Source organism: Pseudomonas sp. AP42, assembly GCF_001728935.1.
In the GTDB taxonomy this organism is placed as follows: Bacteria; Pseudomonadota; Gammaproteobacteria; order Pseudomonadales; family Pseudomonadaceae; genus Aquipseudomonas; species Aquipseudomonas lactis.
Genome location: NZ_LYSO01000148.1, coordinates 1 through 13,143 on the forward strand (window position 1 = coordinate 1; position 13,143 = coordinate 13,143).

At 59.8% G+C, this 13,143-nt stretch carries 11 protein-coding genes; 5 read left to right on the plus strand and 6 right to left on the minus strand.

Annotated elements, in window-relative coordinates:
• Window positions 1–659: 659 nt before the first annotated feature.
• Window positions 660–1,982: a sigma-54 dependent transcriptional regulator gene (locus tag A7K61_RS28335; protein ID WP_032892090.1), complete on the minus strand. Its 1,323-nt coding sequence runs from the start codon at window positions 1,980–1,982 to the stop codon at window positions 660–662.
• Between the two features lie 344 nt (window positions 1,983–2,326).
• Here A7K61_RS28335 and A7K61_RS28340 point away from each other — a divergent pair, with 344 nt between their 5' ends.
• Complete coding sequence (locus A7K61_RS28340; protein ID WP_032892091.1) at window positions 2,327–2,587, plus strand: hypothetical protein; 261 nt, start codon at window positions 2,327–2,329, stop codon at window positions 2,585–2,587.
• Window positions 2,588–2,653: 66 nt separating this feature from the next.
• On the opposite strand, the gene A7K61_RS28345 is transcribed toward A7K61_RS28340, so the two are convergent.
• The 3 genes from A7K61_RS28345 to gnd are packed head-to-tail and all read right to left on the minus strand — an operon-like array spanning window position 2,654 to window position 5,978.
• The gene (locus tag A7K61_RS28345; protein ID WP_014718745.1) at window positions 2,654–3,478 is read right to left on the minus strand and encodes a Cof-type HAD-IIB family hydrolase; all 825 of its coding nucleotides are present in this window, start codon (window positions 3,476–3,478) and stop codon (window positions 2,654–2,656) included.
• A complete protein-coding gene (zwf, locus tag A7K61_RS28350) occupies window positions 3,475–4,998 on the minus strand; it encodes a glucose-6-phosphate dehydrogenase (RefSeq protein WP_003190883.1) in 1,524 nt (507 codons plus the stop codon). Before zwf ends, A7K61_RS28345 begins: the two co-directional genes overlap by 4 nt.
• Window positions 4,995–5,978, minus strand: coding sequence for a phosphogluconate dehydrogenase (NAD(+)-dependent, decarboxylating) (gene gnd / locus A7K61_RS28355; protein ID WP_069558839.1), 984 nt, complete (start codon window positions 5,976–5,978; stop codon window positions 4,995–4,997). Before gnd ends, zwf begins: the two co-directional genes overlap by 4 nt.
• 259 nt (window positions 5,979–6,237) lie before the next feature.
• Here gnd and A7K61_RS33255 point away from each other — a divergent pair, with 259 nt between their 5' ends.
• The 4 genes from A7K61_RS33255 to A7K61_RS28370 all read left to right on the plus strand — a co-directional run bounded on the left by A7K61_RS33255 (window position 6,238) and on the right by A7K61_RS28370 (window position 11,034).
• Window positions 6,238–6,414 carry a DUF6026 family protein gene (locus tag A7K61_RS33255; protein ID WP_153475996.1) on the plus strand — a complete coding sequence of 59 codons (177 nt, stop codon included), beginning with the start codon at window positions 6,238–6,240 and terminating at the stop codon, window positions 6,412–6,414.
• 157 nt (window positions 6,415–6,571) lie between these two features.
• Window positions 6,572–8,314, plus strand: a complete 1,743-nt coding sequence (locus A7K61_RS28360) for a phosphoethanolamine transferase CptA (RefSeq protein ID WP_032892095.1) — start codon at window positions 6,572–6,574, stop codon at window positions 8,312–8,314.
• Window positions 8,315–8,442: 128 nt separating this feature from the next.
• On the plus strand, window positions 8,443–10,680 hold the full coding sequence (locus tag A7K61_RS28365; RefSeq protein WP_069558840.1) for a TonB-dependent siderophore receptor: 2,238 nt from the start codon (window positions 8,443–8,445) through the stop codon (window positions 10,678–10,680).
• Window positions 10,681–10,821: 141 nt separating this feature from the next.
• Entirely contained in the window at window positions 10,822–11,034 is a 213-nt protein-coding gene (locus A7K61_RS28370) for a hypothetical protein (RefSeq protein ID WP_003190877.1), read from the plus strand.
• 101 nt (window positions 11,035–11,135) lie between these two features.
• Here A7K61_RS28370 and A7K61_RS28375 read toward each other — a convergent pair whose 3' ends face one another.
• Both A7K61_RS28375 and zapE read right to left on the minus strand, forming a co-directional pair.
• Window positions 11,136–11,627, minus strand: coding sequence for a GNAT family N-acetyltransferase (locus A7K61_RS28375; protein ID WP_003190875.1), 492 nt, complete (start codon window positions 11,625–11,627; stop codon window positions 11,136–11,138).
• Between the two features lie 165 nt (window positions 11,628–11,792).
• Window positions 11,793–12,899: a cell division protein ZapE gene (gene zapE, locus A7K61_RS28380; protein WP_069558841.1), complete on the minus strand. Its 1,107-nt coding sequence runs from the start codon at window positions 12,897–12,899 to the stop codon at window positions 11,793–11,795.
• Window positions 12,900–13,143: the final 244 nt, after the last annotated feature.

Sequence of the window (13,143 nt, forward strand, 5' to 3'; positions counted from 1 at the left end):
CAGAATCAGCGCCTGACACAGATCCCCTGTGGGAGCGGGCTTGCTCGCGAAAGCGGTGTGTCAGTCACTCAAGCTTTAACTGAACCACCGCTTTCGCAGGCAAGCCAGCTCCCACATTAATCATGTATTGCCCACAAAATCAGAGCCTTGCACCAATCCCCTGTGGGAGCGGGCTTGCTCGCGAAAGCGGTGTGTCAGTCACTCAAGCTTTAGCTGAACCACCGCTTTCGCAGGCAAGCCAGCTCCTACACTGGTCATGCATTGCCAACAGAATCAGCGCTTGGCACAGATCCCCTGTGGGGGCTTGCTCGCGAAAGCGGTGTGTCAGTCACTGAAGCTTTAACTGAACCACCGCTTTCGCAGGCAAGCCAGCTCCCACATGGTCATGCATTGCCAACAGAATCAGCGCCTGGCACAGATCCCCTGTGGGAGCGGGCTTGCTCGCGAAAGCGGTGTGTCAGTCACTCAAGCTTTAGCTGAACCACCGCTTTCGCAGGCAAGCCAGCTCCCACATTAATCATGTATTGCCCACAGAATCAGCGCCTGGCACCAATCCCCTGTAGGAGCGGGCTTGCTCGCGAAAGCGGTGTGTCAGCCACTGAATATTTAACTGAACTATCGCTTTCGCAGGCAAGCCCGCACACACTGGGTCACCCGCCCTAGCGGATCTGGTGTTTGTGCAGCAACCGGTAGAATGTCGGCCGGGAAATCCCCAGCACGCGGGCGGCGACACTGAGGTTGTCGCTGTGCCGGTTGAGCACATCGCACAACGCCTGGCGTTCGGCGCGGTGTTTGTAGTCTTCCAATGTCGCCATCGGTGCCGAAATGACTTGCTGGCCTTGCAGCCCCAGGTCAATCGCCTCGATCTGCCGCCCTTCGGCCAGCACCAGTCCTCGGCGCACGCGGTTGGCCAGTTCACGCACATTGCCCGGCCACGGGTGCTGCCCCATCGCCACCAGGGCCTCTTCGCTGAAACTGCGCGGGCGGCGCCCGGTTTCCTGGCTGTAGAACCGTGAAAAGTGGTTGGCCAGCATCGCCACGTCGCCATGGCGTTCACGCAACGGCGCGGTAACCACTTGCAGCACATTCAGGCGGTAATACAGGTCTTCGCGAAAGGCGCCCTTCTCAACCGCCGCCTCAAGGTTGACGTGGGTGGCGGCCAACACGCGTACATCCACCGGGATCGGCTGGCTACCGCCGACGCGTTCGATGTGCTTTTCCTGAAGAAAGCGCAACAAGTTGGCTTGCAGCTCCATCGGCAGATCGCCGATTTCATCGAGGAACAGGGTGCCGCCGTTGGCCGCTTCAATACGCCCGATCTTGCGCTGATGAGCACCGGTAAACGCGCCTTTTTCGTGGCCGAACAGCTCGGACTGGATGAGGTGTTCAGGGATGGCGCCGCAATTGATCGCGACAAACGGCTTGGCGTGCCGCTGGGATTGGCGGTGCAAGGTCTTGGCCACCAACTCTTTGCCCGTGCCACTGTCACCGCGGATCAACACCGGGGATTCCGTCGGCGCCAGCTTGGACAACAACTTGCGCAGCTCACGAATGGGGCGGCTCTCGCCCAGCAATTCATGGGGCTCATCCACCGGCGCGTAGCCCTTGCCACGCAGGCGCGCCATGCCGAACGCACGGCCCAGGGTCACCTGCACCCGGGACACATCGAAGGGCAAGGTGTGGAAGTCGAAGAACCATTCGCAGACAAAATCGCCGACGTTCTGCAAGCGCAGTACATCCTGGCTGAGCACAGCGATCCACTCGGTGCCGCTGCGGCCAATCAACTCCTTTACCGCCTCGGGACGCTCCAAGTGATCACGCTGCAAGCGCAGCAGGCCAACATCGCAGGAGCGCTCACCCACCGCCTCCAAGGCACAACTGTCGACTTCCCAGCCGGCGGTGCGTAAACCGGGCAATAGCCCGTGGCAGTCGTCACAGGGGTCGACCACCAGTAAGCGGCGTTGGGGGGGCGTCGCAATCATGACTATTCCTTGGCGCCAAGATTATTAAAGTTATTTAGAAACAACAGTTTGTGGCGACTGCTGGTAACCCTAGCAAGATCTTGACGCTGACCTTGTACCCTTTCGCTATAAGTGCGGGCAAAAAGCCATGCCTGTTTCGTAGCGCGCCAGAAGTTGCTCACCAGTGAAAGGCTTATTGCGCTTTCAAAACAGCCGCTTACATGACGTCAATCAGGGAAAGTTAAAATTTCTTGCCCTAGCATGTGACCCGCACCCCACCATCGTGCATCAGTACAAGTAACCCACCGCACGGTCAGCCCAACCGCCGGTACTCACTTGAATGGGCATACAGAGAGAAGACCCGAATGAACGCTCCGCTGCGCATCAACGAAGCTCTTTTGATTGCAGACCGTGCTTTCCAGCCCTTTCAGTGCGTGGCCTGGCACGATGGCGTTGGCGCCCTCAGCCTGAGCGTCATCGACCGTACCAACACCCGCATCGGCAGCAAACAGTTGTCCTCTACTGCGTATACCGACCCGGCGCAACTTGAAAACCTGTTATTGCAGGCCCGCGCCGAGCTCGATAAAGAGGGTCACCAGTTGCAACACTGGGCAATGCCGAAGTAATTGCATGCAGCAACTTCCAGCCCAAGTAAAACTTGAGCTGGAAGTTGTGCAGCCACACTTCGTCGCTTAACGTGCAGCGAGAATAAAACGCTCGAACGCCTCGGCAGCGCCGTCCTCGACATTACTGCCGGTGACCACATTGGCCTGGCGCTTGACGGTTTCTTCGGCCTGGCCCATGGCAATCGACAACCCCGCCACATGAAACATCGCTGGGTCATTGCCACCGTCGCCAATCGCGGCCGTTTGCGCAAGCGGCACGCCCAGGTGCTCGGCCAGGGTTTTCAAGGCTTCGCCTTTGTTGGCCAGCATCGCAGTCACGTCCAGGTACACCGGTTGCGAACGCGACACCTGGGCCAACCCCTGCACTTTCGGCTGCAATTGCGCCTCCAGTTCCACCAACAACTGGGTGTTGTTGCTGGCGGCGACGATCTTGTCGACCCGGTCCAGGTACGGCTCGAAACTCTCCACCACCACCGGCCCGTAGCCCAAGCCATCGGCTTCGCGCTGCACCATGGGCCCGGGCGGATCACGGCGCAGCCAGTCGCCATCGGCAAATACCCAGACTTCTACGTCCGGCTCGGCCGAAAACAGCGCCAGGGTGATCAGTGCCGCTTCCGCCGGCAGATGGTGGGCAACCAGGATGCTGCCATCCGGGTTGACCAACGTGCCGCCATTGAAGCCCGCCACCGGCACGTCAATACCGAAGGTTTCGATCAAATGCCGCATGGCCTTGGGCGGACGCCCGCTGGCCAGGCTGAAAAGCACCCCGGCCTCGCGCATGGCGCGGATGGCATCGGCGGTGCGTTGGCTGAGGCTGTGGTCGGGATGCAATAGCGTCCCGTCCACATCACTGAGGACAAACCGGATGGGTTGAATCGTCGCGTCACTCATCCGAGGCTATGCCAGGCGCGGCCATCGCGGGCCAGCAAGGCATCGGCCGCTGCCGGGCCATCTTCACCGGCCTTGTAGGCCTGGATACCGTCATCTTGCTTCCACGCATCCAGGAACGGCTGCACCGCACGCCAACCGTTCTCGATGTTGTCGGCACGCTGGAACAAGGTCTGGTCGCCGGTCATGCAGTCGTAGATCAGGGTTTCGTAACCCGTCGACGGCTGCATCTCGAAGAAGTCCTTGTAGTCAAAGCCCAATTCGATATTGGCCATCTCCAGGGTTGGCCCAGGCTGCTTGGCCAACAGGTCGAACCACATGCCTTCGTTCGGCTGGATCTGGATCTTCAGGTAAGTGGGCTTGAGCTCGTCGACTTCGGTATCGCGAAATTGCGCATAAGGCGCCTGCTTGAAGCAGATCACAATCTCGGTGTCGCGGATGCTCATGCGCTTGCCGGTACGCAAGTAAAACGGCACACCGACCCAACGCCAGTTATCAATCATCACTTTGAGCGCCACGAACGTCTCGGTGCTGCTATCAGGTGCGACGTTGGCTTCTTCGCGATAACCGGGCAATGGCTTGCCGGCGATTTCGCCAGCGGTGTATTGGCCGCGCACGGAGTTGGCCCGCGCATCTTCCAGCGACCAGGGGCGGATCGCACCGACCACTTTGGCCTTCTCACCCCGCACTGCATCGGCGCCAAAGGCGGCCGGCGGCTCCATGGCGACCATCGCCAGCAACTGGAACAGGTGGTTGGGCACCATGTCCCGCAGTGTGCCGGTCTTCTCGAAGAAGTTGCCCCGGGTTTCCACGCCGACGGTTTCAGCGGCGGTAATTTGTACGTGATCGATGTAGTGGTTGTTCCAGAACGCTTCGAACAGCACGTTGGAGAAACGGCTGACCAGGATGTTCTGCACCGTCTCCTTGCCCAGGTAATGGTCGATGCGGTAGATCTGCTTCTCGCTCATCACCTTGAGCAGGCAGGCGTTGAGCGCCTCGGCGGTGGCCAGGTCGGAGCCGAACGGCTTCTCGATGACCACGCGGCGAAAGCCATCGTCGGTTTCATTCAACAAGCCGGCACTGCCCAGGCGCTGCACCACCTCACTGAAGAAGCGCGGTGCAGTGGCGAGGTAGAACACTGCATTGCCGGTGCCGCTGTCAGCGATCTTGCTGGCGATATCGGCATAGGTGCTGTCGTCGAGGAAGTCGCCCTCGACGTAGCTGATGCCCTTGGCCAATTGCGCCCACAACGCAGGGTCGAGGGCGTTTTCGGCATTGCCCCGGACCTTGCTGGAGGCTTCGGTACGAATGAAGTCTTCGAGTTTCTTGGCAAAGTCCGCATCGCTGATGGCGTTGTGATCAACGCCGACAATACGCAGGCCATCGCCCAGCAACCCGTCGCGGCTCAGGTTGTACAGCGCCGGCATGAGCAGGCGCTTGACCAGGTCGCCATGGGCGCCAAACAGAAACAACGTGGTGGGTGGAGCAGGTTCGGCCTTGGGTTTTTTGCCGTTGGCGGTCATTTTTTGGAAGTCTCCACATGGCCACCAAAGCCGAAGCGCATGGCAGACAGCATTTTGTCACCGTAGGTGCTCTGCTGGCGGGAACGGAAACGCGCGAACAGCGAGGTCGACAACACTGGAACCGGCACGGCCTGCTCCATGGCCGCTTCGATGGTCCAACGGCCTTCACCGCTGTCGGCCACGGAGCCTGAGTAGCCGTCCAGTTTCGGGTCGGTGGCCAGGGCGTCGGCGGTCAGGTCCAGCAGCCAGGACGACACCACGCTGCCACGACGCCAGACTTCGGCGATGTCGCCAACGCTTAGGTCAAAGCGCTGGTCTTCTGGCAGGTTCTCCGAGTTCTTGGTCTTGAGGATGTCAAAACCTTCGGCAAACGCCTGCATCATCCCGTACTCGATGCCGTTGTGGATCATCTTGACGAAGTGGCCCGAACCCGCTGGGCCGGCGTGGATGTAACCCTGCTCGGCACGTGGGTCGGCAGAGGCCGAACGGTCCTTGGTGCGCGGGATGTTACCCAGGCCCGGCGCCAGGCTTTTGAAGATCGGGTCGAGGCGATTCACGGTCTCGGTGTCGCCACCGATCATCATGCAATAGCCACGCTCCAGGCCCCAGACGCCGCCCGAGGTGCCCACGTCCACATAGTGCAGGCCCTTTTCAGCCAGGGCCTTGCCGCGACGCACGTCGTCCTTGTAGTTGGTGTTGCCGCCGTCGATGATCACATCGCCGTCTTCCAGCAGTTCGCTCAGCACGTTGATGGTGTCTTCGGTGGGCGCGCCCGCCGGCAACATGACCCAGACAGCGCGAGGCTTTTGCAGGCCGGCCACCAGCGCTTTCAAGTCGGCGACGCCGGTGGCGCCCTCCTCGCTCAGGGCTTTGACGAAGGCTTCGTTACGGTCGTATACAACGGTGGTATGCCCATTGAGCATCAGGCGCCGCGCAATGTTACCGCCCATGCGGCCTAGTCCGATAATCCCCAGTTGCATGTGCTGATGCTCCTAACTTCTAAAAAATGTGTGACATAGTTTATAGCGCAATGAGGCTAATGAGGGTTAGTCCAGAGCGGATCCGTGTAGTTTCATGACAAAAAAGTTGCCATCGTTTCACCATCACCCCGGCAAAAGTCACACGACCACCAAAAATAAAAAAGTTCCCTTGCAGCGAAAAAGAATTCAAACTTGCTTCCGACTGTTGCCAAAAACCTGTTTTGGCACCGCGATCTACCGGCTATTTGCGAGGTAAGCAATGAGCACAGCACAGATGACCCGTCCGCCACAGACCCTCTACGTCACTATCCGTCGCGATGAACTGCGCCAGTTGAAAGACGAGCGTGATCAGTTGCAACAGGAAGTCCTGCGCCTGCGTTCACACCTTCAAGCCCATCTCGATCAGCCGTCGGATGCCAAGCCTGCGCTGTGCTGAAGCCCGCGCCAGTAGCCTTGTAAGGCAATACCTACAGAAAACTCACAAAGTTTTCACACTCCCCTCTTGATACTCCCGTTCCGCGATGCCGCTCACTTCCTGGGCGGCCCGATGTTGCGCGCCTGCGCGCGACAATCTTTTTCTGATGGGGCGCTGGATGGCGATGTTCAAACGCAGCACGACGACTGCGAAAGGCTTTGATTGGGCCGGCCTTGGCTGGTTATTCCTGTTTTTCTGGTATTTCTCGGGTATTACCCAACTTCTTATCCAACTGACCGGCACCTCCGGCTTCAGTGGCTTCCGCCAGGCCTTCTTCATGAGCGCGCTGTGGCTGGCGCCGATGTTGCTGTTCCCGCGTCGTACGCGCCTGCTCGCCGCCTTGATCGGCGTGGTGCTGTGGGCGTGCTCCATGGCGAGCCTGGGTTATTTCTTCATTTACCAGCAGGAATTCTCCCAGAGCGTCATCTTCATCATGTTCGAGTCGAACATCTCTGAAGCCGGCGAATACGCGACCCAATATTTTGCCTGGTGGATCGTGTTGGCGTTCATTGCCCACACCGCCTTCGCCATCTTCCTGTGGACGCGCTTGCGCCCGGTGTACCTGCCGCGCGGCCAGTCGATCGTGGCAGCCATTGCCATCGTCCTGGCAGTGGTGGGTTACCCACTGGTCAAGCAGATCGCCACCAGCGAAACCATGGAGTTGGCCATCGACCGTTTCGAAACCCGCATCGAGCCTGCCGTGCCTTGGCAGATGATCGTCGCCTACCGTCGCTACACCGAGCAGTTGGACAACATGCAAGGCATGCTCACCAGTGCGAGCAAGATCCCACCCTTGAACAACCTCAAGGACAGCATGGCCGGCCAGCCGTCTACACTGGTCCTGGTGATCGGCGAGTCGACCAACCGCCAGCGCATGAGCCTCTACGGCTACCCGCGCAACACCACGCCGGAACTGGACAAGCTGCGCGACCAACTGGCCGTGTTCGATAACGTCATCACCCCGCGCCCCTACACCATTGAAGCGCTGCAACAGGTGCTGACCTTCGCCGACGAAGAAAACCCGGACCTGTACCTCAAGACGCCGTCGATTGTCAGCGTGATGAAACAGGCCGGCTACAAGACCTTCTGGATCACCAACCAGCAGACCATGACCAAACGCAACACCATGCTCACGACCTTTTCCGAACAGGCCGACGAGCAGGTGTACTTGAACAACAACCGCAACCAGAACGCCCGTCAGTACGACGGCGATGTCCTGGCGCCGTTTTCCAAGGCCCTGGCCGATACCGCCGAACGCAAGTTCATCGTGGTGCACCTGCTGGGCACTCACATGAGCTATCAGTACCGCTACCCGCAAACTTTCGACAAGTTCACCGACCGCCAGGGCGTGCCGGCGGGTGTCAGCGATGCGCAACTGCCGACCTACAACAGCTATGACAACGCGGTGCTGTACAACGACTTCGTGGTCTCCAGCCTGATCAAGGACTACGCCAAGACCGACCCCAACGGCTTTTTGCTGTACCTCTCGGACCATGGCGAAGACGTGTTCGACTCGGCCGGCCACGACACCTTGGGCCGTAACGAAGGCAAGCCGACTGCGCCGATGTACACCATCCCGTTCATGGCCTACGCCTCGCCAAAATGGCGCGAAAGCCACGACTGGAGCTTTGCCGGCGACCTGCAACGGCCGTACAGCAGTTCCCAGTTGATCCACACCTGGGCCGACATGGCAGGCTTGAGTTTCGACGAGTTGGACCACAGCAAGAGCCTGGTCAGCGACAGCTTCAAGCCACGCCCCTTGCTGATCGGCAACCCTTACGAAACCAAGCAGAAGGCACTGATCGACTTCAGCCTGATCAAGCCCAAGAAGGCCGACGGCGCCGAAGTGGTGGCCAAATAAGCCAGGGTCTTGTAACAGAAAGATAACAATCATTCTCGTTTGAGCCTAAAGTTCCGCAACTCCTTTCGTCTTTGAACCAAGCCCTCCCTGCCTGGGGAGGTTTCGAAGACGACAAGGAGTCAGCAGCGATGTTCGCGCCCTTCACCCGTTCCATGACCTTCACCCTCGGCCTGTTCAGCCTGGCGCTGAGCCCGGATTCGCTGGCAGGCACCGACCCCGATACAGCCCCCGCCAAAGCCCTGGAACTGGGCGCTACCACCATCAGTGCCGACGGCCTGGGCGCGACCACTGAGCATACCGGGGCCTACACCACCGGTTCGATGAGCACCGCCACGCGGCTGAACCTCTCCGTCAAGGAAACCCCGCAATCGATCTCGGTGGTCACACGCCAGCAGATGGACGACTTCAATCTCAATACCCTGACGGATGTGTTGCGCCAGACCACGGGAGTCAACGTCCAGCATTACGACTCCGACCGTGTCTACTATTCCGCCCGAGGCTATGGCATCAACAACTTCCAGGTTGACGGGATGCTCAACACGTTCGGCCTCATGAAGACCGACGCCGATACCATCATCTACGACCGCATCGAAGTGGTGCGCGGCGCGACGGGCCTGACCACGGGCGCAGGCGACCCATCGGCCACCGTCAACATGGTGCGCAAGCGCCCTACCGCCCAGTGGCAGGCTAAGACCGGCATCAGTGGCGCCAGCCATGACAACTACTACAGCTACGTCGACGTGGGCGGCCCGCTGGCGTTCGACGGCAAGTTGCGCGGGCGCAGCGTACTGGCCTACCGCGACAGTCGGTCCTTTCGTGACAACTATGGGCTGCAGCGGGCAGTGGGCTACGGCATTCTGGAGGCTGACCTTTCCGACGATACCGTGCTGGCCGCAGGCTTTGATTACCAAAACAAACAGGTACAAGGCACCTCCTGGGGCACAGTGCCCTACTGGAACAGCCAGGGCGGCAAGGCCAGGCTGCCCCGCTCCACCAATATGGCGGCGCACTGGAGCTCCTGGCCGCTGACCGACAAGACCACCTTTGCCACCCTCGACCATCGGCTCGGCGGCGACTGGCACTTGAAGGCCGCCTACACCCATCGCCAGAGCGACACCGACGGCAAGGTGTATTACGGCGGCGACGGTTTCCCCAACCCCGACCGCAGCGGCATGACGGCCTGGGCCAGCCATATGCGCGGCACCTCGCGCATGGAGGCCATCGACCTCAACCTGGCCGGCAGCTACACGCTGCTGGGCCGCGAACACGCGCTGATGATGGGCTATGGCGAAGCCGCGCAACGGGATGTCTCGCCCTTTATGCGCAGCGACCTGCCAGCCAGCTACTACCCCATCCAGGACTGGAAGCACATGGGCGGCATCGGCAAGTTCACCGACCACGTGACCGACCTGAAAGGTGAGCACAGCAAGAAGCAACAAAAAGCCGGTTACCTGGCCACGCGGCTGAGCCTCACGGACCGCTTGCACGCCGTGCTGGGCAGCCGTTACGGCAGTTGGGAGCTGGAAAGCGCAGAGCCCAAATACGATGCCAACGACCAACTGACCGCTTCGGGCAAAACCAGCCAGACCCACAATGATATGTGGACGCCCTACGCCGGCCTGCTCTACGACATCACGCCGCAGTACACCGTCTACGCCAGCTATACCGACATCTTCAAACCCCAGAGCAACCGTGATGCCAACAAGAAGTACCTGGAGCCGGTGGTCGGCAGTAACTACGAAGTGGGCCTCAAGGGCAGCGTGCTCAACGAGCGCTTGAACCTGGCAGCCGCCTACTTCTGGAGCACCCAGGACAACGTCGCCGAGCGGGATGACTCCGTCCCGCCCAACCCGGTGACGGGCGAGGAGTACTACAAATCCGCCGGCAAAGGTAACAAGGTCAACGGCTTTGAGCTGGAAGCCGCCGGGGAAATCACGCCGGACTGGAACCTGGCCGCCGGCTATACCTACACCCATTCGGTTAATGGCTCAGACAACCGCAACAACACCAGCCAACCCTTGAACCTGGTGAAAATCTCCAGCGCCTATCGCCTGCCGGGCTCCTGGCGCAAGCTGACCGTCGGCGGCGCAGTGAACTGGCAGAGCGAGACCTACGACTTCAGCAACCGCCCGACCGGGCAGCGCAACAGCGAAGGTCGGCCGATAACCACCCGGGCGAAAATCACGCAACAGGGCTATACCGTGGTCAACCTGATGTCACGCTACCAGTTCGACGAACAGGTTTCGGCGTCGGTCAACGTGAACAATCTCTTTGATAAGCAATACTACGAGCGCGTTGGTTTTTATAACGGTGTGTATTGGGGCGAGCCGCGTTCCGTCACGTTGGCGCTGGATTGGAAGCTGTAGCCGCGCACATTGAAGTTAACGAAACTGTTAACTTCAACTGCACTTTCAGTTAATTCCCACTTAATAAGATAACGCCATAGTCGCTCCATGATCTGATCACGGAGCGACCGGACACCTATCACTTTTAATGGGAATACCGCAATGAAACTGTCGACCTTGATGCTGGCCAGCCTGATGACCCTGACCTCCGCCGCCGCCTTTGCAGAGGGCGGTGCAGAGCGTTCCAAGGAGTTCTACAACAACTTCAGCTTCATTCAGGAAAAAACCCACGGCAAGGCTGAACAGCAAGTTGCCAGCGCCGATGGCAAATCGGTTAAGTCTGAGACGGTTGATCAGACGCAACCGAACAGCTGAGTTAATACTTACTTAATCCGTAGCACCCTGCGCCATTCTGCTCCGTTGGCGAAGGTTTATTGGGCGCCATTTAATGGCGCCCTTTTTTTGCCGATTATTTATTACAACGGTTTATGCCAGAACAGCATTCGCCCATGGGCGGGATCAAACACTGAGTCGTCAAACCCGAACTTGCGGTATGCCGACTGTGCCAGGGCATTACCTTCCAGCACTTCGAGGGTGATCTTGCAGCAACCGCGCTGCCGGGCGATTTCCTCGACCTTTTGCAGCATCTTCTGACTCAAGCCCAAGCCGCGAAATTGCTCCTTCACCACCACATCGTGGACGTTGACCAAGGGCCGGCAGGCGAAGGTCGAGAAGCCTTCAAAGCAATTGACCAACCCCGCTGGCTCCCCCCCGACAAACGCCAGCACGCTGAACGCGTGGGGGCGCTTGGCCAGTTCGGCGGGCAGTTGCTGCAAGAGATCGGCGGGCAGGCTGTGGCCGCCGCCCATCGGATCTTCAGCGTAATGGTTGAGCAGCAGGCCAATGGCGTCGGCGTGCACGGCGTTGGTATAGCTGGCTTGCAGCACCAGGATGTCTGGGGTGTCCATGTCCTTCCTCGATAGCGACAACCAGGGAATCGTTTCCCTTTGAGAGGGGCGATTGTAAGCGTGGAGTCGGCAGTAGATGAAGGAGATAAGCGACAAATAGCTGACAGAAAGTGCGAAGGTTACGCGCATCAAAGCGCGCAATGAGCCCGCAAGCGGCGATTTTTCCTAGGTGGCGAAGCGTTGCAGTTGCATCTCCTGCAGCCGGCTCAGGGTGCGACGGAAAGGAAATTCCAGGTAACCATCGGTGTACAGGTGCTGCAACGGCACACAGGCTTCGATAAAGAGCGGCACCTTGCGGTCGTAGCACTCGTCTACCAAGGCGATAAAGCGACGTACGCTGTCATCGTGCACCGACAACTGCGGCAACTCTCGATCCCCGGCTTCTACGCGTTCGGCGCCGTCTTCAGTGCCACGGGCAATTCGGCCCGGGCGTTTCTGTGCACTAAGGTTGGGGACGTCTCCCAGCAGGATGGCGCGGAAGCGATCACACAACAGCATGAAATCCATGGCGGCCAGGGGCTGCTCGCACAGGTCCGCATAGCGACACCAAAGCACGGTGTCACTGGCCTGGACCGTCATGATGGTGCGGTGCCCTACGTTTACCGCCCCGCTGGTCACGGTTTGGCCTTGGCTCAATTGCTGGAACACCGCCGCCAGTGCCTCGGGTTGATTCACCCAATAGCGCTGCATGCCCACGCCGGGATGCAAGCGATGATCCTCGCCACCGTCCACGGCCACCACCTGCATATGCTGCTTGAGCGCATCGATGCCCGGCAGGAAACGCTCACGGTTGAAGCCATCGGCATACAACTGGTCGGGCGGCTGGTTGGACGTGCACACCATCACCACGCCTTCCTCGAACATCACCTGGAACAGCCGGCCGAGAATGATCGCGTCACCGATGTCATTCACAAACAGCTCGTCGAAGCACAGTACGCGCAGGGCCTGGCTCAGCTCCCGTGCCAACGCATGCAAGGGGTCCTGGGTGCCCGTGAGCTGGAATAAGCGCTGGTGCACCCACGCCATGAAGTGGTGAAAATGCTGGCGCCGCGCAGGCACGCGCAGGCTTTGGTAGAACTGGTCCATCAGCCAGGTCTTGCCGCGCCCCACCGGCCCCCACAGGTACACGCCAGTAATCGGTGAACGCCCTTGGTGCAAGGCCTCGTGACAGGCTTGCAGGGCTTGGACCGCCCGGCGCTGGGCGTCGTCGGCGACGAAACCCGGCTGGGTGATGGCATGTTGGTAAGCGGCGAGAGGCGAGTCGAAAGTCATGGTGGCCAGTATGACTGATAGACCGTATATGTACTCTGCTTGATCTCACATCCCGGTATAGATATCGACGCAACGTTGGTGCGACGCAGGGCCTGTGGCGAGGGAGCTTGCTCCCGTGACGGCCTGCCAACCGACGCCTATCTACCTGGCACCCCACGATCCAACTGTGGGAGCGGGCTTGCCTGCGATGACGGCCTGACAGTCGCCCCATATCTACCTGACACCCCCACGATCCAACTGTGGG

Coding starts and splice junctions, on each gene's coding strand:
- A7K61_RS28360 (WP_032892095.1), top strand. CDS start 6,572: ATGGCGATGTTCAAACGCAGCACGACGACTGCGAAAGGCTTTGATTGG.
- A7K61_RS28365 (WP_069558840.1), top strand. CDS start 8,443: ATGTTCGCGCCCTTCACCCGTTCCATGACCTTCACCCTCGGCCTGTTC.
- A7K61_RS28370 (WP_003190877.1), top strand. CDS start 10,822: ATGAAACTGTCGACCTTGATGCTGGCCAGCCTGATGACCCTGACCTCC.
- A7K61_RS33255 (WP_153475996.1), top strand. CDS start 6,238: ATGAGCACAGCACAGATGACCCGTCCGCCACAGACCCTCTACGTCACT.
- A7K61_RS28335 (WP_032892090.1), bottom strand. CDS start 1,982: ATGATTGCGACGCCCCCCCAACGCCGCTTACTGGTGGTCGACCCCTGT.
- zwf (WP_003190883.1), bottom strand. CDS start 4,998: ATGACCGCCAACGGCAAAAAACCCAAGGCCGAACCTGCTCCACCCACC.
- gnd (WP_069558839.1), bottom strand. CDS start 5,978: ATGCAACTGGGGATTATCGGACTAGGCCGCATGGGCGGTAACATTGCG.
- zapE (WP_069558841.1), bottom strand. CDS start 12,899: ATGACTTTCGACTCGCCTCTCGCCGCTTACCAACATGCCATCACCCAG.
- A7K61_RS28340 (WP_032892091.1), top strand. CDS start 2,327: ATGAACGCTCCGCTGCGCATCAACGAAGCTCTTTTGATTGCAGACCGT.
- A7K61_RS28375 (WP_003190875.1), bottom strand. CDS start 11,627: ATGGACACCCCAGACATCCTGGTGCTGCAAGCCAGCTATACCAACGCC.
- A7K61_RS28345 (WP_014718745.1), bottom strand. CDS start 3,478: ATGAGTGACGCGACGATTCAACCCATCCGGTTTGTCCTCAGTGATGTG.